The sequence below is a fragment of the Flavobacterium sp. NPDC079362 genome (assembly GCF_050267765.1).
GTDB classification, from domain to species: domain Bacteria; phylum Bacteroidota; class Bacteroidia; order Flavobacteriales; family Flavobacteriaceae; genus Flavobacterium; species Flavobacterium azizsancarii.
Genome location: NZ_JBNNFM010000007.1, coordinates 62,726 through 83,931 on the forward strand (window position 1 = coordinate 62,726; position 21,206 = coordinate 83,931).

A 21,206-nucleotide genomic window follows, 5' to 3' on the forward strand; every position below is an offset into this window, starting at 1 on the left:
TCATTATAAAATTGGAATAATAAACCACAGGTTTCTAATGAGATTACTAGTGTCCTGTATGGTGTTTCTAAATGGCTGTGATAACTTTGTCGAGGTTGGCCTTCCGTCCTCACAACTAACGGCAAGCGCTGTTTTTCAGGACAGGGCTACAGCCAATGCGGCTATGGTAAGTATTTATGCTAAAATGCGCGACGATGGTATTTTAAGCGGGAGTGTTGCAGGAATCTCCAATCAAATGGGGAACTATGTGGATGAGCTCGTGTATTACGGTGATATTTCCGGCACAACCCGAAACTTTTACAACAATACATTACTTGCTTCCAATTCGGAGGTCTTTAACTGGTGGAGCAGCAGTTACAACCAAATTTATGCTGCAAATGCCATTATTGAAGGAGTGAATGCTTCTACGGCGCTCAATACTGTAGATAAAAACCAGCTTACGGGAGAGGCTTTGTTTGTACGATCACTGTTGCACTTTTATCTTCTTAATCTCTATGGGGATGTTCCTTATATCACCACAACAGACTATCAGCAGAATAAAGTGGCGCACAGAATGTCTTCTGCTGAGCTGTATTCCCATATTATAAGTGATCTGGAACTGGCCGTTTCATTATTACCGGAAGATTATATTTCCAGTGACCGTGTACGTCCCAATAAATCTGTAGCGACAGCACTATTGGCAAGGGTTTACCTTTACAAAGGCATGTGGACAGAAGCATCTAATGCGGCTTCTTTTACCCTAAACAATACTGGGCTGTACACTTGGGAGACCAATCTTGACGCTATATTCTTAAAAGAAAGTACCACAACGATTTGGCAATTCATGCCCAGAACCGGTGGGCAGAATACACAAGAGGGCGAAACATTCATCTTTACGGCACCACCTCCATCACTTGTTGCTTTAAATGCTGAACTTATAAGCGAATTTGAATCGGGTGACCAGCGAAAGGATCATTGGACTCATACCATTACAAACGGAACAGACACTTGGTATCATGCCAATAAGTACAAACAGAAATCAAATACTCCTAGTTCATTAGAGTATTCTATAGTATTTCGTTTAGCTGAGCAATACCTGATCCGCAGCGAAGCCCGCGCACAGCAAGGTGACCTTATAGGAGCCAAAGAAGATTTGGATAAAATTAGAAACACAGCCGGACTTGCAGCAACAACTGCCGTGAGCCAGCAAGATATACTTAGTGCCATATTACATGAGAGAAGAGTGGAGTTTTTTACAGAATTGGGACACCGTTTTTTCGATTTAAAAAGAACTAATCATTTGGACGATGTATTATTGTCTGTAAAAGTAGGCTGGAATCCTACAGACAGATTATTGCCACTGCCTGAATCGGAACTTGCGCTCAATCCGAATCTAAATCCTCAAAATCCGGGCTACTAAAATGAGACCTAATAACATAAAATATAACAGGAAAACTGGTACTCTCAGTAAGAGAGTGCCAGTTTTTTATATAGTGCTCACCGCTTTGCTGATCTCATTTTTTGGTTTTGCGCAAAACAATCCTAAAAAGCAGCTTACGGCTGCCGATTATCACTTATGGAGTTATCTTAAAGCTGAGAAACTCTCCGAAAATGCAAAATGGGTAAGTTTTTCTGTTTCGTATGAAAATGGCAGCGACACTTTATTTGTTAAAAACAGTAAAGGGACTAAGATCTACAATTTCTCAGGAGCAGGAAAAGGAGAATTTATCGGTGACAATTGGTTTTGTGCGATATCTCTCAAGGGAGAACTTCTAATTACAGACTTGTTAACTTCAAAACAAGAGATTACTGCCAAGGTGCTCAGGTACGATTTGAGAGTCGGAACCAAAGATATCATCCTTTTGAAAAAGCAATCTGATGGAAAAAAAGAATTGGAGTTGAAAAATGCAGCCTCCAATAAATCTATCATTTTAAATGATATTGTCAACTATTGGTATAATCCGGAAGCCGATGCAGTGGTCTACACTACAAAGTCTGAAAACAATACCACAATTGCGCTACTGAATTTAAGTGATAAAACCACAACTGTAATAAGCAGTAATCCTAACGTTTTTGAATATTCCGATATCGTTTGGCAAAAGAGCGGAAATTCCATAGCCTTTTTGCAGCAGCCTTTGAATAATGATAAAAAAACAGCCCATACTTGCGTTGGGTATTATATTATAGCAGAACATACATTATATACTTTTAATCCGGCTCAGCAGGATAATTTCCCGGCTGATATGGAGATTATGTCATCTTCTTTTGCCTATCTCAGCATTTCTGAAGATGGCGAAAGAATATTCTTTGGGCTACAGAAAACTGTAATTCCTGTGGATTCATCACAAGTACAAACCTGGAATGCGCAGGATAAATTTCTCTATCCTGCCAAAGTACAGATTGATCAATGGGACAGAACAGCAAAAGTAGCTGTTTGGTGGCCTGAGCAGAATCGCTTTAACTGCATTACGGACAATCAATTTCCGAAAATGATGTTGAGCGGGGATCAAAAGCAGGCTTTGCTCTATAATCCGCAGCAGTACGAGCCGCAGGCAAACCGTGATGCTCCTCTGGATATTTATATTTTGAATCTTGAAACAGAGGATCGGAAATTAGTATTGCAAAACCAGTTAGGAGGCGAAACGGGGGTTTGTGTTTCTATATACGAAAAGCATATCGTTTATTTTAAAGACAAACATTGGTGGGTTTATGATCTGGAGAGTGGATTGCATAAAAATCTCACCAAAGATCTTGGTGTGACTTTTTCAGATGAAGAATCTGACTGGCCTGAAGAAGCAAGTCCTTTCGGGAATCCGGGATGGATTCAGGACGACAAAACACTTTTTGTTTATGATAAGTATGATATCTGGAGTATTGTAATAGATGGAAGAGGTGCGGTTAGACTCACTAGGGGACGCGAAAATAAAACAGTGTATAGAATCGTTTCAAAATCTAAAGATGAATCCAATAAAATGAATTTTGAGGGTAGTTATAAAGGTCAGTTTGGGGCCAATGACAGGTTACTAATCAAAACTGAAGCACTGGAACATACCGGATATTACTTTTGGGATAAGAAAAATGGTTTAAAATCATTATTGGACAAGAAAATGCACACTAGCCAGTTTATAACCACTGCAAAGAGTGAAGCTTACGTTTATGTTGAGGAAAACTTTAATTTACCACCGAGATTAGTCATAAAAGAAAGCCTAAATTCAAAAGAAAAAATACTTTTTCAAAGCAACCTACAACATTTTAAATACAATTGGGGAAATTCTAAGCTGATAACCTATACGAATTCCAAAGGCACTGTTTTAAATGGCGTTTTATTCTATCCTGCAAATTATCATACAGATAAAAAATATCCGATGGTGATCCATGTCTATGAAAAACAATCCAAAGAATTGTATAATTATGTAAACCCATCGCAGAATAATCCAACAGGATTTAATATTGCCAATTTTACTTCAAAAGGATACTTCGTGTTTTTACCAGATATTGTGTATGAAATTGGAAATCCGGGATCTTCGGCAGTAGATTGTGTAGTCTCCGCTACCAGAAAAGTCATTGCCCGTGAATCCATTGACAGCACCCGACTTGGTATTACCGGCCATTCTTATGGCGGGTATGAAGCGGATTACATCATCACCCAGACTAATATGTTTAAAGCCGCAGTGGCAGGCGCAGCCATTACTGATTATGTGAGCGGTTACCTTCGGGTAGCATGGGGGCTTCAAAAGCCTAATTTTTGGCACTATGAATTTGGGCAATTGAGAATAGGTAAATCATTGTATGAGGATTATCCTGCTTACTTAAGAAACTCTCCCGTATATCATGCGGATAAAGTAGAAACTCCACTCTTGTCGTGGGCAGGCGAAATGGATAGTGTGGTGCATTATTATCAGAGTATTGAATTTTATTTGGCGCTCAGACGACTCGGAAAGATAAATTTGATGCTGATTTATCCCGGAGAAGATCATGTACTAATGGAAGAAAAACATCAGCAAGACTTGACCGGTAGAATTGAACAGTGGTTCGACTATTATTTAAAAGGAGAAAAAAGACTGGAATGGTTTTAAAAATATAAGACCGCCAATAAAAAACAATGCAGTTCCCTGATGGAACTGCATTGCCATTTCTACCAGAAATTGAATCACGGTTTATAAACTGGAACCTTACATTCGTTGGCAGAATTTTTACCAAATAATTGTGCACCGCTTGGTACCAAACCAACTCTACAGATGGTTCCATTATTGGTTGTTGAACACATATCATGCTCCTCACAAGAGGTTGCTTCTGGGTTCAATTTGATGTACCCTCGAATTGGCGCAGATGATTTGGCGCGCTCATTCATGGCATGGGTTGTAAATGCACCAACTGTTGCAAGTGCAAATACCGCTACAGGTAAAACCTGTTTTGCAAAATTTAATTTCATAATAAAAAATTTAAAGTGTTAGTGATCTACTCTTTTACAGGTTTTCGATCTTTTCCCTGACACTGCAGTATACTTTGATGACGGAATCTTATTTTTGATATGAGTTTGTAAGTTTCTTGCTTAATTTATAATGAACCAAATGTGTTCCTATAAATCCATAGAAATTGTTGTCGAGAATAAAGAAGTTTTTTAACTTTTCATTTTTAAGATGATAGATGTAAAAACTACCCTGATAGGAATTGTTATTAAGGTCATATATATCAATTATACTGGCATCCTTCCACATCTCAGCAGGCTCATATTTCCCCAACAGTGATGAATTGACAAACAATAAATTTTTACAAACGGCACTTGTTTTATTGACAATTACAGGGGGTGCTGAGAATTTCATTTCCTGTCTGCTTGCCACAGTAGTCACTTTAATTTGGGCCTTACTGATGGTGTCTATTGTCTTGCCTCGATAGTCAAGATTAAGCACTGGATCTGTTACAATAAATTGATTACGGTAGAGATAAATATATACCAACTTCTGAATGTCTTTGTCGTAATGCAGCGTTCCATCGACATCAAAAATTCCATCGATCTGTTTCTGTAACAGACTTGTATTGAAACGTGTTTTTGGTCTCCTACCAAAATCTAAGGAGCCCAGTATACTTTCTCCATTTACATTGCTGTTGGAACGAAATGCTAATGTGAGTGAATCCATGAGCTGATAATGGGAAAAAGTAGTAGACCCATTCCATTTTACATAGCCCTTCCAATTGTTCATATTTCCTTTAAAAATAACAGGAACAGATCCGTCTATAAGATAAAAATAAGGAGGTAAAATTCTAACTTGGACGGATTGGAATAAAAAATCTGTCCTATTGGGATGAATCTTAAACTCATTTCTTTTCAGAAGGGCTGTATCCAGCATTGTTACTAATAAAGGTGCAGTGTGACTGCCTAGGTATATCTTCTCTTTTGAAGCTCCGGCAAAATAATAGGAACTAAACTTTAGATCGATGTCGTTAACTTTTACAGCATTTCCAGAAAAACGACGAACGAAATTGTTTCGATGATGAATGATGTCTTCTGATAACATAAATAGCAGGGCAATAGTACCAATACTAAAAAAAACAGTTATCGAAAAGGCACTGACCAGTGCAGCAGGTTTTGAAATAAAGTGCACTTTTGGCACTCTTACGGCCAGTATCAGGATACCTGCTGCGGCCAGCATCATGAAAACAAAATTAAAAATGAAATGCTCCCTCCATCCCATTTTTTCCAAAATTCCTCCACAGGAACAAGGGACAAATGGGCTATAATTTAAAATAATGAAAATATATGCGGTAAACATAATCATCAGGCACAACGCTCCAAAAAGCCCCGTAATTCTCCACCTTTTTGAAACGATAAGCAATGCAATGAATAATTCAAGCATCGGTACCATCCATGCAATATATCCGGCAAACGCACTTAATAAAGGTGACTGCCCCAATTGCACTAGGAAGTTCTCAAAGTCAAGTAGTTTACTTACAGACGCGTAAACAAAAAGCAGGATATAAAGCAGGCAGATTATGTCGGCTATGGTATTTTTAAAGGATATTGATGTTTTCATGTCATTGCTTTTAATGTTTACAATGTTTTATAATGTGACTTAAGTCATATTAAATAGTCTAATAGGTGTGTTTTTTTTAAAATATCCACTTTATAAGTGTTTTATAAATCTAAATTAGAACAAAGCCACCAAAGGATTGATGTAAAAAACGATCAGTTTTTTACTTATAACGTTGTCTAAATTTTACTGTAATGCAATTGATATTTGTAATGTAAAGTTCTGTAAAATAATTAATTAACCCTTGTTTAATCAGGAGGATCATATGCCTAAAACGGATTAAAAATGTCATTAGTAACTATAGTTGAATAACAAATTTTCAAAATCGAATGTTTTGCTTATGGATGTATATACAATAGCAGAATATAAATCCGCGCATATTCTGTGAATCATAATTGACATGTCGTTCGGGCATACTAATTTACCCCTAGCTCGTACTGCTAGAAATTAGCTAACGATCACATATTTAGTATTTTGTAAAGCTAAATTAGAACAATATTGTAGAAGGATTGTTAACAAAAACGATCCAAAATTTGCAAAAAACGATCCATTTTACAGGCTCTCTAAAAAAGCTAAAACATATAAAAAGGCTAGCAAATAAAGGCCTTATGACGAAAAAGCAATAGTTTTTTCCTTTTATACCTAAAAATAACCTTAGAATTATGGAGTATAAAAAACGTCGTAAACCTGAAAGGATGTTTAATATGATATCGATACTAAAAAATCAGGGGAGCTTATAAAGAGGGGAGCTAACACTGAAACATTCAATAATACTAATTAAAAAAACGACTTTGGAGTTTTTTCCAGCCCCCGGCAGGGCAAGTGGTTTTGAGCTGCGGAAAGTATTTCAAGCAGCTCAAAACACAACTTGCTATTTTCTCTCGAAAATATTATTGCAATAGATTTAATTGAAAGGGCTTGATGCCCTTTTTAAATTTAGCAGGTATTTCATGCTTTATAATTAATTTTTAAAATCAACCTTTATAAGGCTTAAAAAAAACATAATAGTATTGGCAGTTCTAACTTCAATCCTTTCCGGTAAATTCCAAAGATCTTAAGTTTAGTTTTTCTCTGAATTGTAACTATATTGCTCTGTACAATAAAATTTACATACTCATTTACAACTGCTCGTACTTATTTGGTTATATGCATAAGGCTAAAAGTATAGACCCATTTACAGCTATTTGTAACCCTGTAAGCAAATGAAGTTGCAGAACTGTACTGATGTAGATATGTATTTACAGTTTTACTCTTTTACATATTTATGCTTTTACGTAAAGACATAAATGCTTCTTTATGTAAATAGGCAAATAAGCTTTCAGTTAAAGCCTTATCTACCTGTATAAAACCATACATATATTTCCAAAAGAAACAGAAAAACGGAAAAAAGAAAAAGAAAGTAATTTAAAAGGACGGGATGCAGACAGACCAAAAGGAAACGGAATAAGTCCCGAAGGGTGTTTTGTGAGCACGCGAGCAAAACATTATGCCGTAGTCTTTTGGTCAGGCTGATCCAGCACGTCCTACCTTGGTTTTCTTTTTATTGTTTCTTTGATTAAAAAAATAAAGTTACATGTAAAAATATCTATCCTTTCTTTGAGACACATCAGGCCAAATGCTTCCAAAGATTTCCAAATCTAAGAGGAGTTACTGATAATAAAATATATTGGTTTTTATTTTTAAATAATAACTAGTACGTATAGGAATGGAAAACAAAAGTACAGCCAATCCCCGTAAAGGTGGCAGACATCCTAAAGATGACCCTGCTGTCCATCGCTATTCTATCAGTCTTACCGCTGAGGAAAATGCACGATTCCTGATTCTTTTTGAGAGCTCGGGCATGAATGTTATGGCACATTTTATTACAGCCTGTATTTTTCAAAAAGGGATCAAGACAGTTAAGATCGATAAAGCAACAATGGATTATTACATACTTCTAACTGCCTTATTCGGACAGTTTCGGGCTATTGGGGTTAATTACAATCAGGTTGTGAAGATTATGTACCGTAATTTTTCCGAAAAGAAAGCTCCCGTGTATCTCTACAAATTGGTAAATCAAACAATGGAATTTGCTCTTTTAGCTCAAAAGATAATACAGCTTACAGCGGAATTTGAAGAAAAACACCTAAAAAAATGATAGCAAAAATAGGAAGAGGAAGCAGTTTGTACGGAGCATTAGCCTATAATTATCAAAAACTTGAAAAAGAAAGTGCACAGGTTTTGTTTACCCAAAAGATAATTGAAACCCCTGATGGTAATTATTCCGTAGAACAGCTTTCCCGTTCTTTTGAATTACACTTATTGGCTAATCGTAAAACGGAGAAACCTGTGCTTCATATTTCCCTGAACCCTGATCCGAAAGATAATGTAAGCGATATTGATTTTGTGAATATGGCACAAGACTATATGAAGCAGATGGGCTACGGAAATCAGCCTTTTGTGGTGTTCAAACATACCGATATTGATCGTACACATATACATATCGTATCAGTCTGCGTGGACGCGGAGGGCAGGAAAATATCAGATAAATTTGAAAAAAGGCGCTCGATGGCTGTCTGCCGGACGCTGGAAAAACAATACGGTCTTATATCAGCTTTAGAAAAAAAGCAAGAAGTACACAACCCAACATTTAAACCTGTTGAATATAAAGCAGGAGATATAAAAAGCCAGATGGCTTCGGTACTGCGCCATCTGCCTATATATTACCAGTTCCAAACTTTTGGGGCATATAATGCCTTACTTTCACTTTTTAATATTACTGCCCAGGAAGTGAAAGGCGAGTATAATGGAATTCCAAAACTGGGATTAGTATATTTTGCGTTAAATGAAAAGGGAGAAAAAGCAAGCAGTCCCTTTAAGGCTTCGCTGTTTGGAAAAAATGCAGGATTCACACAGCTGCAATCCCACTATGAGCGAAGCAGGATAAATCTAAAAGACAGTCCGACTAAACAATCAGTTAAAGGCAGGATCGAATCAGTAATGCAGGCTGTTTCTAACGAATCTGAATTTAAGAAAAAACTATTAGAAGAGGGTATGAATTTCGTGATACGCCGAAATGCTGAAGGGCGTATCTATGGCGTAACTTTTATTGACCACAAATCCCGTTGTGTGTGCAACGGCTCTGAGCTTGGCAAAAACCTCTCGGCCAATTCATTTAACGACTGGTGGAATAATAGTAGGAAACCAGAAAATCCAGCATATAAAAGCTGTGTTTCCGAAAAAGAGGCTATGATGAAAACAGAAATAGACCAATCGCCTAACACTCTTGACTTTTTAAGAAAGGAAAATATGCCCCATGCTTATGAACAAAACAGTTTTGACGTATTGGGCGGTTTATTGCCACAGGCACAGGATTACGAGGAACAGGCATTTGACAATAGGATGAAACGAAAGGTTAAACGCAGAAGATTGTAGGTATAAATTTGAGTTTCCTGCCCATCAAAGAACAACTTGTACTAATAAAAAATAGGCAGCTAAATTTCCTATGATTCAGTATTTTAATCAGTCTGCGATCTTTTTTAATTTTTTATTTCAACAGATAACCTACCTTCAAGTATCACCTGAAAATCAAGTTTTTATAAACGGCCATTAAAAGACAAAGAAAGCAAACAATGACCATGGTTCGAATGACTTCAAAATGCATTTATATATTTGTCTTATAAATACATACGCAAGCTGTATTGGTGCAGATATCTTATGTATGCAACAAGGAGTAAAGTAAACGCAGCAATGTATATTTTCATTTACAGGATGATGACTAAATTTTAGAGACAATGAAAAGTGGTAAGCTAATAAAGTACTTAAATGTTATATTAAAATTTGATGAAAGGCTCCGATTAGTAGAACATCTAATTAGTGTAAGTGATCAGGAAAACAAAATGCAATCCATTTCTTCAAATGAAAAATGTAAATCCTGTTATAACAAAATTGACTTTGCCCAGCTGTTTTATGTTTTGATGGATGAAGGTTTATTGTTTTTTGATACTGCAGACCAAAAAAGTAATAGAAGCAAGTTTCAGTTTTTTCTCGAAAATAATTTCACATATGCCAGCGATGAGGGTGGGCAGTCGAAAATTAAGTCGATCAGCAGACAGTTCTCCGAATGTAAAGGCTATACTTATAAGGTAAAACAGATTAAATTTTTAGATGAATTTATTGCAGTAATGCAGGAGCGTAAGAGAAGGCTGGAGAGCTGGTAGATTTAAAAGAAGAAAAAATTAATAATAAGTAAAAAACTCACCAATGATGAAGAAAGAAAAGTGGCAATCTTACGTGATGAAAGTGAAGGAGTTGATAGAGCCTGTGCTGGCAAGAATGGAAACAATTGATTCAAAAATCAGCCAGGGGAAAGTTTTGAGGCCTGAATACTACAGAAATGAAGATTTAAAAAAAATGTTTGGGCTGTCCAATAACACTATTATTAAATACAGACAGACCGGAATTCTGCCCTACACTAAGCTTGGAGATATTTTTTTGTATGACAGCGGCAAGATCGATAAGATACTGAGAAGCAATGAATCATAATTCAGCATTTAGTTTGTTCCCCAGATTTTTAAAAAACAGTCTAAAATAAAGAGGGTAACTGGAATGAGGGCTGTTTTTCAAGTAGGGTTCAATACCATTCCAAATAAAAAAGCCTTTAGACACCAGTGTTTAAAGGCTTTTTGTTTTTAAAAGTCGCTTTTTGGACTTTATCTGGCGGAGGAAGAGGGATTCGAACCCCCGGACCTGTTACAGTCAACAGTTTTCAAGACTGCCGCATTCGACCGCTCTGCCATTCCTCCAGTAAGACGCAATCATTTTCTCATTGCGGGTGCAAATATAAGATGTTTTTTCGATTACAGAAATTTTTTTAATACTATTTGTTAAGAAAACGACATTACTCCATTTAGACATTTGGTTGTAACTGAATTAAAGGGATTGAGGTATTTAAAATGCAATTTACATTCATTTTTTAATGCTTTTTCATAATTGGTTTATGAATTGTAAGGTCAAAATCTTTAAATAATTTATTATTAAATACTCTCATGGATTAACTTGAATTCCATCTTTTAAGTTATCAAAGCATTGGTGATTTTGATTATTATATGTCATTCATAGAAAATTTATGATCAGTTCTATTTTGACTTAGATCGAATTTGCAGTTTTCCTTATCTTTAGATTTTTAATTAAAGACAAAATGAATAACTCAAGAGGCTTGCTCTATCCGGCACTCCATAAATTTTATAACGCTTTAAGCAGTTTGGAAAAATTTGAAAAAGGGACGAACTTCTTCGATAATATAAGTTATCTGGATAATTTCTTTTCGGAATATAGGAACATCACCTTTGTGCTGCAAAAATCTTTGGCTCATACCTTATTCATGCCAGAATATGAAAAGTTGCGTGATCAATACCTCGTTAACCATGTTGGTAAATGGTTTATAGAAAAACGGAACGAGGTGCTTAAACAGCAACCATTTAATCTAGAGAAGCGAATTACCATCACCATTTATTCGGGACAGACATTGTCACTGCCGGAATTGGTTTTTACTATTGATAATGATGTGAAAATTTCAACAATAGTTGATTCGCTGCGAGGAACATTCCTAAGCATGGGACAATTAGAAGTCATGTTTTCAGCAGAGTTTTTATTTTCTGAGTGCGGCCGTACCGAAGATTTATATGATAATTTGATATTTGGGATAAACCAGATGAAACTCTTCTTGTCCGAGATGAAAGAGGTGGTCAATGGGGATTGCAGATTATCCAATGAACTAGAAGGGAAAATAAATAAGATGAATTTTTATCAAGTGCCTAAAGATTTTCTTTTTGTTGATGACTATATTTTTTATTGTAAAAATGAAAATTTTGAAAAGGCATCAAGAATTGTGCTACAGTGCGGCCCAGGACCTATAAAAGTTCCAATTGAAAATCTAAACGAAACCTATCCTGATGGTGATGTGTTTAACAAATTTGAACTAATGCATTTGGTGCTTTTCCAAATGCAGAAAAAACTAATGCCAACATGCATGATTGTGTATAGCGATGAAACCTTTGAATTAGTTTCTTTTGGCTTCTCGATCAAAACCACGTTATACAGAAAGTTTAATGAGGTAGCTAGTCGAATTGAATCTGATAAAATAGTCAATATCCTTTTTGTAACAGAAATGTACATTTATGACAGGCATAAAATAGAAAATTTGGACAGTCACGAAAGGATTAGACATGCGGAAAGTGAAATCTTGGCATTTTATATGGTTGATAAGCAATTAGCAACCATCTCGCATGGGTATGACACATTGCAGATAGATGATTTTAAGTATATTGCATCGATAATGTTTGCGAAATCAAGTGGTTATGAATTACCTGAATTTATGAATCCAGTTATGAAGGAGTTTAATCGATTGAATTTAACGTCAAGATAATTTTGGGCTTTATAAAATTTCTCCTTTTGCAAAATTACCTGGTTGGGCTGGAGCATAGGATATTGAGTAACGCAAAGAAATAAACTAATTTTTGGCCACACTTGAACAATAAGCAGTATTACGAATTTAAGATTAGCTTAGTGAAGAAACAATTTACAATGAGAAAATCAAAACAGTAGCTTAAGATTTTTATTAAGACTTCACTTCTGTAACATTTTTAATTGATGCCCTGAAATGAAAAGGATCCTAAATTTTCCACGCTATTTATATAATGGAATATTTTTAAATGTTGAAGCTGCAAGGGAATTAATTTGTTAATTTAATTAAATACTACGGAAAAACGTAAAACATACAATTGGCAATTTTGTATGTTTGAGTATGTATATAAAGTACAAATTAAATTACCGTGGGTATTATATCCAGCCATCAATTAATAAATATGAAATTAATGAGTCGAGACAATGAAGGAATACTTAATTTGATCAATGCTGTATTTTCAACCATAAAAGATAGATATCAATTGGGGGAAATAGGACAGTATGATAAACTTCTGGAGATGAGAGTCGTAAAAATTTCAGAAAGCGACTCAGATCATCTTGAAATCAATTTTGATTCCATTTTATTTAATGAGGCGCTTCTGATTGTTGCAGAACAGAAACTGGATTCCAAACCTGGAGCTTTGATTGTTGATGCTCTTTGTTTTGCTGACGATCTGAAGGAATATCTTCTTAATATAAATAGTCTTGATTATCAAAAAAATAATCTGGATAAGATGATTAACGGCTTTAAGGCGTTTTTGCTTCAGAATTTAAATTCTCCAGTATTGGTTTACAGGCATTTTATAAAAGTTCTAAAAGATAAAAAACAGGACAGAAAGGAGCGTATGGATTTTATATCTTTCTACTTTAAGTTTTTAATCATTTCCAATACCACTGAAGAAAATATTTTAAAATCCTGTATGGATTATAATACGCAGGAGAAATACAATCATAATTTTACATATAATTATCTGAGGGGATTGTCGGAGAATTATTCCGATACAGCACAAAGTCTTGCTGAATATGCGTGCAACGATACTAACAAAAAATATGCGGTTTTTATTCCGCCACTGCTTGTCGGACTGTTTCCAAAAAATCAAGATAATGTTTTCGCTTCTGCTTTATCATTGTTTGAAAAAGATAAAGTTACAGCCCTGAAAGCATTGAGTGATTTTACTTTTTCCGACGAGCAAATGATTAAAAAACTCTTCGAGCTACTCAGAAATATTGAACCTGTAAGTGAGGAACTGACAAACCTAAAAAGTCTTTTATTCTGCCGTATAATTGAAAATAATGCCGCTTCTAACCAGCTGAAAGCCGACTGCATCAAAGAACTCCGCACAATGCTGCAGGCTAAAGACCCTGAAAATGCCCTGACTGTACTTAATAATATCCAGTACAATATGGTAGATTTTGAATTTGAAAAGTACTATTTACTTAATATATATCTCGAGAATACAAAAAAATTAAAAGTCTTAAAGCATTTTTTTTATAATTATAAAGACCCACAGTATCTTTTTGAAATTTTAGTCAAAAGACATGAATTGCTAGGTTTCAGGGGATCTATTGAATTGTTTAAGAGTGCCATTAATCGTTTTTTCGATATAAACAGGGAAGAAACCGAAGCGCAGATCCTGCACTTGTTCAATTTTAGAAATTACAGTTTTCTGGCCTTAAAAATTATTCTCTGCATCAGTGGGGGGATTTATCACATTAACTTATTAAAGGGGAGTAAGGAAGCGCAGATGCAGGCAGTTGAAAGCATGTGCAGTTTTCCACATTCAATTGATGATCTGCTTATACTGCTGCTGAAGTTCAGGGAATCTTCTTTTAAGGAAGTAAGACAGTATCTGCAGGACAAGCTTTCCGAATTAGTGCTGGAAGTTTACCATGAATTGCTGCTTGATGCCATAAAAGTAAATCTTGGCAGTTCGAAAACAGATCAGGATTTTTTAAAGCCTCTGGAGAAAGCCCTGGAAAAGTATCTTGAAATTAAAAAATTCAAGGAAGAATTCAACGACTTAAACCCGATAAAAAATGAGCGTGCTCTAATGGATCTCTATTACAGTCTTGAACACGAAGTGCATGCTAAAATACCTAAAGACATCAATGAGGATAAAAACTCATTCTTATATGATGTAAAAACAACGGTTATTGTGCGGGCCAAATCTTTGAAAAATGAGCATTCTGGTGAAATCCGGCCTCTTGTGCATTTTGAGTCAAAAATGATGATCGACAGCAGGGCTTATAAAAACCCGTTGGTTTATGAACAGAACCTTGAAAATTTCTAAAGATGGATATCAAAAATATAGTTGTTAAGGAATATTTGGAATCCTTAACTGAGAAAAATGAGCTTAATCGCATTTTTCCAATGCTTCTGGAAGTTATGGGATTCACAATTTTATCCAAACCGACAGAATATATAGGGCTTCCTGAATATGGAAAAGATATTGTTGCGGTTGGCGTGGATGGAGATAGCATTAAAAAGCGTTTTTACTTTGAGTTAAAGGGAGGTGCCGACAGAGATATCACCGATGCTAACTTTTATGGTAAAGACGGCATTCAGGACTCGCTGACTCAGGCTAGCTATAATAAGTTCGTTTCGGCATTTCCTGAGTTTGAACAGCTGCCATTGAAAATCGTGATTGTCCATAACGGAATAATAAAGGGCAATGTACAGGCAACACTGGAGGCATTTATTGTCGCGACACAGAGAAATTTGGTAAATACATCTTTTGATCGTTGGGACATATCGCGTCTTACGCAACTGTTTTCAGAAAAACTTTTCAGCGAATATCTACTTGTGGATCCGCAGACAACCAGACTTTTTAACAGGGTGCTGGTCAATTTAAATACAACCGATGGCATAAGTGCTGATTTTCGTGATTTATTAGAACTGCTGTTCAGTAAAGAACAATGGAATAAATCTAAAAAATTATCCAGAAGATGGCAGGTTTTATTTGAAACGTTCAAGCTTGTTGGATTTATCATCTACACAGAATCCAGGGAGCACAACAACCTTGAAACAGCAAAGCGCTATTTGACCCATCTGGTGCTAAAATTCTGGAATTGGATATTAAAGAACAAATTAGAAGAGGATAAAACGGTTATTAAATATTTCGGTCAGGTATTCAATCTCTACTTTGGGGTGCTTATAGAATATTTCAAAAGAACACTTCCTATTGCCAGCTTAAAGGACGGATTGTCATGGGAAACCTCAGGACGTTACGAGGAAATAGGGTATGCAAAAAGGACATTTGAATATCTGGAGATTTACTGTTTTTTTCTGAATGTACAGCGATTTTTCAGTACGGCAAACGACAAGCATAACCATCTGCAGCTGGTTCAGCTGATCAATAAGAACAATGTATGCTGGAGGCCGCTGCTGGATATTCATTCGTCTGCTGTAATTAGCATCCTTAATCTGTTCATTGATTTTGGTGAGGCGCAGAACGCTAAAAATTATCTCAAAGTTGTTTTACAGCAACTTAAGGCGGCCAAGGAAATGTTAGGTTTTATTCCCGATGCAAACAACAGCATTGAAAGCGTGATCAAGTTTACTTTGACAGGAGTTAAACCCGTTTATTATTCGGACAGCACTTCTCCGCTGCTTGCGGTTTTAATGGAATATACCGCCCTTCTGGATATGGAGGAAGAATACGATATAATGAAAAAGTTCATTTTAGACAACAAAATTGATCTGGGATTATTTGTACCGCACCACGGCATTGATTCAACTTCTCTTGAATTGATCGACGATAAGGAAAATGATCTGGAGGAGCAGCTGTTTTCAAGATCATTGACAGACGGCTACCAGTCTGAGCTGAGGCTAAATCAAAAAATTAGTGATGATCTGAATTTTGCAGATTTCAAAATTAAAATAGGTAAGAGAAAAAATGAGTTCAGGTATGATTACCGCACTGACAGGGCGGGGTACGGTTTTTTAAAAGATCTGGCGCATCTTTATTTTAAGACACCTTACTTTCCAGATAAATGGAGATCTGTTAATGTGTAAAAATATTCATTATAATATAATAAATACCATAGATAAGTAGTGTTTCCTAATTTCAAATAAGTTTTACATGTCTATCTAAAAATTATTTGCCGAGTGAAAAATCACTTGATGAACAGTATCAGGATGTAAAAAATGAGATAAAAATCAATTTAATAAGTTTGAATACGAATCTAAATTTGATTTAATAATCATTAGAATATTTGTTTTGTATCTAATTTTCTTATTCATATTGTTTTATTTTTTATTTAAAGGACAAAGTAATCAGTGGCATTCAATATAATGCCCATGTTTTTTTTATTATGTTTGTCTGAACTACAAGGAAAAAGATAATTAAGGCGGTATTATGGAAAATAAAAAAATTGATATAACTTCAACTGCAATTGAAAAAGGAATTGATCTCATAGGAGGATTTATAGAAAAACTTGTAGGCTCTTCTTTGGAGGAAGCAGGCTTGTATTTAAGCGAAAAAGTAAAAATTCGCAGATTAAACAATCAAATAAAGATATTTTCAGATGCAAAAAAAATAGCAGAACAAAATAATATAACCATCAAACAGATTAATCTAAAAACTATTGTGCCATTACTTGAATTTTCTTCACTAGAAGAAGATGAAACTCTACAGAAGAAATGGTCAAACTTAATTGTAAATTTTAGTGATTCAAGCAAGGTATTTGAATCTAGCATTTTTCCGTTTATATTGAATCAAATATCTACCAATGAACTTAAGGAACTTGAAAGAGTTAAAGATGTCGGAGCATTTAAAACTACGGAATTAAATCTAAAAGCTTCGGAAATTTCAAACATTACCAGATTAGGGTTGATAGGTCAAGTTGGAGATTCACAAAGTTTTGGCGGCGGTAAATTTGTTATACCCACATTCACTTTTAGTCAAATTACAGCTTTAGGGGTTGAATTTGTAAATTGCTGTTCCATTTAATAATTTGGTTAACAAGTGAAACCATATACAACTAATTACATATTATGACAGAAGCCTCGAAAACCAATTTTTATAGTGATTTAGCTAATCGTGATATAATGGATGATGAAATTTTCGTTGATTTTGAAGTGTACATTGATCAATCAATTTTGAATTGGGAATACAGGGAATTCAAAAATGCTACGTTTAAGAAAGTTTTTATAATTGAAAATGCAGAAATAAAGTTAGGCTTTTCATTTGATAATTGCAAGTTTGAAAAAGGCATCATGTTCAGTAATATAAAGACGAGTAATGTGCAAACAGGCTTCACTGGGAGTATTGTATTTAAAAACTGTGAAATAAAGCTACTATCTTTTGAAAGAGAATGCAATCTCACTAGAAAGGTGATTATTGAGGATCAATGTAAGATTGAAAATGTATTTATAACCGATACGACAATAAAAAATGGTGGTCTCTGTATTTTTGGCTCTTCTATTTCATATTTACATATTATGACATCAGGTTTCAATTTGAATTTTCAAAATTCAAATTTTGAAAACTCATTTAGAATCGATTCATTAAAAGGTGATATTTTTTTCTTGCAAAATGAATTCAAAAGAGATATTGAACTCCTGAATATTGAATGCCCCTCTACATTTTCATCCAGTGAAAACATTTATAATGATAAATTCAGCACTAGCGGGTCTAGAATTAAAAAACTAATGTTATTTGGTGATTCCTTTCATAGGAAAGGAGAACTGGAAAATAGGGTTCTATCTGGTGATCCTAAAGAAACATATATTAGTGAACTATATATATCAGAAACAAATTTCACGCAAGGCTTTGATTTTAATGGATTAGGCAAAAAATTAGACAGGCTGGAAATAAATTGTAATCCCGAATTGAAAGGAGTATTAAAGTTCCAAGGATGGGTAATAGATAATGCCTTTATCACGGGGATTAATCAAAATTTAAAACTATTATTTAAAAGCATTTCATTTCGATGGTTTGTGATTAATGATTTTACAAATTACAGCGATGTCAGTTTTGATAAATGCAGAGGATATGAAGGAAGCACTTTGAATCTTTCAGATTGCGACTTAGGTAGTACAAAATTTAATGAATTTGATTTTAATAGTTTTGAACTTTTGCGATTTGACAATGTTTCCTTAGATAAAATCAAGCCGACAAACATCAAATGGTTTGAGGATTATTTGCTTAAAATACAAGTTTCTGAACAATCTGAGGAAGAGCGTTTCAAAAGAAAGAGAGAAATCTACAGGCAATTGAAGCAGGCTTTGAAAAACAGCGGCAATCAGATTGATAGCCTTTTATTTCAAGCCAGGGAAATGGAATGCTATAGAAATCAGCTTAAACAATCTAAAAATTATAGTCTCAATGATAAAATCATTATGACATTCAGCCAGTTTAACGATTATGGCATTAATTGGATAAAGCCAGTATTAATTGTTTTTTTTAGCACATTTCTTCTGTACACATTGATTCTTGCAGGAATATCTGATAAAATTCTTTTTTCTTTTTCGTCTGATGCTTACGATATCAAAACTACATTTGAGGTCTTTTCTTCTAATATAAAAACATTTTGGTATCTATTTAATCCTGCCAGAAGAATGGATTTGACCTATGGCAGTGATATAGAATCTGATTGGATTTATTTTATTGATCTATTGCATCGCATTTTTTTGGGAATTATGATTTTCCAAATAATAAAAGCTTTTAGACAGCACGCTTCCAGTTGATTTTAACTTCTGACAAGCTGTAAAACAAGACGATTCTAATAATTTGCATTTTTTTTTGCAATAATTAGGCTTGCATTTCGGAAAAGTTCCTCGATGATATATACACCTTAATTTTAAAATTTTCTATCATGAAAAAAGAAAAGAATAGGCTTGCTTTAAAGCTTGAGTTAGGTGACGATTATATATTGATCAGAGTAGACTTTAAGCGTCTTTTAAAGATTTTAAAAATTTTATTTTAAACTATAAACCCATCTTTCCAGATGGGTTTTTTTAGAAGTAAACTTTAATTTATTTGTTTATAAACTTATAAATCAGACAGAGGATTTTGAAAAACGTAAATTCAATGTAATTAATACTTCTCAGTTTTGCATAATACTGTACAGTTTAGTGCCAATCACAATTGATTAACGATATTTACTATTTTAGTTAGGTAGAGTTGTGATGGTTATGTTCTTTTTTAGAGATATAGACATCTTCAGCTGCCTGATATAAATAAGTCCCGTACATGTTGATAACTCAAATTCGGCTTTTTGCCACACAGCAACAATGCGATTGGAGTCGTAATGTTTTTTGGATGCTAAAGTATCTCTGTACTTTATTTAATGTTCAACATTTTTCCTGGAAAAAGCACGCAGCAAAAGAATACTAAATACCACAGATTTTATTGAAATCGTCAATTTTTTTTTCACAGTAAGTGGATAACTTAAACCATTCTTCCATAGTGAGTTCTTCCTGCTTGATGGATTTTTCAAAAATGGGAGCCAATTCCAGATCCTCATAGTCAAAAAATGTAGAATTATATATAATATGTGGCATCTCTCTAATAAACTCGCTCAGATCTCCTGTCTCATTGGTTTGTCCTATCCCGGTCTGTTCTCTGAATTTTCTGCCAAAGTATATTTTGTCGGTAATCATTCTGCTGAAGTCATTCCTCTGTAAGATGGAATCCTGGTTCAGTTTGACAATTTCGGCATTTATCAAATCCTGCATCTTTTTCTCAGTAGGCAAATTTGAGGCAGACAGTATGTCTTCAAGTTCAATTTCAGAATTTCCCGAAGGGCCGTATTTTGCGACATAATTAAGTATTAAAATACAAAAGGCATATCCACGGTCTAAATTTGCAACTAATTTAAGACGCCTTGGTTCGGACCCTGGTGTTTCATCTTCATTTTTAGGTATTATCAAGTTTTTGAATTCTGATGATGGTATATTTAAGGCAATTTTGGCAAACACTGATGAAAGTCGGTAGGCAAGGATTGGATCTGTTATCTTTAGATATGCAGAAGTTATATGCACAGCAGCTGAATACAATGCCAGTTCGGGGTTATAAAGTTTTTCGTCAATTTTTTGATAAAGCGCCGACAATTGTATTTCTTTATAAGCAGGTCCAAGTGTTTGTATAGCATTATATTGAAAATAATATTCAGCAGCTGTTGCTGTTGTTTCCAATAGTGATGCTATGCTTATTGGCACCCTGCTGATTCTACTATTATCAAGGTTTTTAAAAACTATAAATGGAATCGGCCACTCTTCATATACTTTTCCATTGTGATCAAATCTTGTTCCGGTAGTTATTTGGAATTTCCAGTGCCTGCCGTTACCACCTGGTGCAATTTTATAATTTTCGGTATAGTAATCTAAAAAATAGTTTCGTTTCATGTTTAGATGCAATTCCCTATAATTGAAAAATTTATGCTCGTCCTCTTTTAGAACAGCATCAAAGGCCCTGAAGATTTTAAATATATTTTCTGCACCCCATAAAGTGCTGACGTGGTCGATATAATGCTGGTACTCATGTACAAAAACACTGAACCTGTTTCTATCAATTATTGGGTTTTCAAGGGCTTTTGCAAAATCGTTTTCGTCTGTATACTGATCTAGATAAATGTAATTCCCAAGTGGAAAGTAGTAGCCTAACGTGTCAAGACTGGGAAATTTTTTCCAGCTTTTAATTTGTTTTAAAAATTTCATTTATTTCCATTTTTGAACTATTCAGTTATTTCCGATTCCTTAATTTTAAAATAACATTTCTTAAAATTTTCAAGCTACTGCTTATCGTTCAT

14 protein-coding genes and 1 tRNA gene are annotated in these 21,206 nt (G+C 34.7%); 11 read left to right on the forward strand and 4 right to left on the reverse strand.

Annotated features, from left to right (window positions below; genetic code table 11):
• Positions 1–37: 37 nt before the first annotated feature.
• A complete protein-coding gene (locus tag ACQKCJ_RS08860) occupies positions 38–1,399 on the forward strand; it encodes a RagB/SusD family nutrient uptake outer membrane protein (protein WP_427401857.1) in 1,362 nt (453 codons plus the stop codon).
• A gap of 1 nt (position 1,400) precedes the next feature.
• Positions 1,401–4,055 (forward strand): prolyl oligopeptidase family serine peptidase, encoded by a 2,655-nt coding sequence (locus ACQKCJ_RS08865; RefSeq protein ID WP_427401858.1) that lies wholly within the window; start codon positions 1,401–1,403, stop codon positions 4,053–4,055.
• Positions 4,056–4,129: 74 nt separating this feature from the next.
• Here the strand turns inward: ACQKCJ_RS08865 and ACQKCJ_RS08870 are convergent, their stop codons facing one another.
• Positions 4,130–4,411: a DUF6520 family protein gene (locus ACQKCJ_RS08870; RefSeq protein ID WP_163399689.1), complete on the reverse strand. Its 282-nt coding sequence runs from the start codon at positions 4,409–4,411 to the stop codon at positions 4,130–4,132.
• Between the two features lie 88 nt (positions 4,412–4,499).
• On the reverse strand, positions 4,500–6,011 hold the full coding sequence (locus ACQKCJ_RS08875) for a DoxX family protein (protein ID WP_427401859.1): 1,512 nt from the start codon (positions 6,009–6,011) through the stop codon (positions 4,500–4,502).
• Between the two features lie 1,702 nt (positions 6,012–7,713).
• On the opposite strand from ACQKCJ_RS08875, the gene mobA reads away from it, so the two are divergent.
• The 4 genes from mobA (at position 7,714) to ACQKCJ_RS08895 (ending at position 10,532) form a co-directional block, all read left to right on the forward strand.
• Entirely contained in the window at positions 7,714–8,145 is a 432-nt protein-coding gene (gene mobA / locus ACQKCJ_RS08880) for a conjugal transfer protein MobA (protein ID WP_068843448.1), read from the forward strand.
• Positions 8,142–9,422, forward strand: coding sequence for a conjugal transfer protein MobB (mobB, locus tag ACQKCJ_RS08885; protein ID WP_427401860.1), 1,281 nt, complete (start codon positions 8,142–8,144; stop codon positions 9,420–9,422). The genes mobA and mobB overlap by 4 nt, the downstream gene beginning before the upstream one ends.
• Positions 9,423–9,781: 359 nt before the next feature.
• Positions 9,782–10,207 carry a hypothetical protein gene (locus ACQKCJ_RS08890; RefSeq protein ID WP_427401861.1) on the forward strand — a complete coding sequence of 142 codons (426 nt, stop codon included), beginning with the start codon at positions 9,782–9,784 and terminating at the stop codon, positions 10,205–10,207.
• A gap of 43 nt (positions 10,208–10,250) precedes the next feature.
• Positions 10,251–10,532, forward strand: a complete 282-nt coding sequence (locus ACQKCJ_RS08895) for a DNA-binding protein (protein ID WP_089048976.1) — start codon at positions 10,251–10,253, stop codon at positions 10,530–10,532.
• Between the two features lie 172 nt (positions 10,533–10,704).
• Here the strand turns inward: ACQKCJ_RS08895 and ACQKCJ_RS08900 are convergent.
• Positions 10,705–10,792 (reverse strand) — tRNA-Ser (locus tag ACQKCJ_RS08900).
• 395 nt (positions 10,793–11,187) lie between these two features.
• Between ACQKCJ_RS08900 and ACQKCJ_RS08905 the strand changes: the two genes are divergently transcribed.
• The 5 genes from ACQKCJ_RS08905 to ACQKCJ_RS08925 all read left to right on the forward strand — a co-directional run bounded on the left by ACQKCJ_RS08905 (position 11,188) and on the right by ACQKCJ_RS08925 (position 19,143).
• On the forward strand, positions 11,188–12,414 hold the full coding sequence (locus ACQKCJ_RS08905; RefSeq protein WP_427401862.1) for a hypothetical protein: 1,227 nt from the start codon (positions 11,188–11,190) through the stop codon (positions 12,412–12,414).
• 448 nt (positions 12,415–12,862) lie between these two features.
• A complete protein-coding gene (locus tag ACQKCJ_RS08910; RefSeq protein WP_427401863.1) occupies positions 12,863–14,743 on the forward strand; it encodes a hypothetical protein in 1,881 nt (626 codons plus the stop codon).
• Positions 14,744–14,745: 2 nt separating this feature from the next.
• A complete protein-coding gene (locus tag ACQKCJ_RS08915; protein ID WP_427401864.1) occupies positions 14,746–16,467 on the forward strand; it encodes a hypothetical protein in 1,722 nt (573 codons plus the stop codon).
• A 343-nt stretch (positions 16,468–16,810) separates the two neighbouring features.
• Positions 16,811–17,404, forward strand: coding sequence for a hypothetical protein (locus ACQKCJ_RS08920; protein ID WP_427401865.1), 594 nt, complete (start codon positions 16,811–16,813; stop codon positions 17,402–17,404).
• Positions 17,405–17,448: 44 nt separating this feature from the next.
• Entirely contained in the window at positions 17,449–19,143 is a 1,695-nt protein-coding gene (locus ACQKCJ_RS08925) for a hypothetical protein (protein WP_427401866.1), read from the forward strand.
• A gap of 645 nt (positions 19,144–19,788) precedes the next feature.
• On the opposite strand, the gene ACQKCJ_RS08930 is transcribed toward ACQKCJ_RS08925, so the two are convergent.
• A complete protein-coding gene (locus ACQKCJ_RS08930; protein ID WP_427401867.1) occupies positions 19,789–21,114 on the reverse strand; it encodes a hypothetical protein in 1,326 nt (441 codons plus the stop codon).
• Between the last annotated feature and the right edge of the window lie 92 nt (positions 21,115–21,206).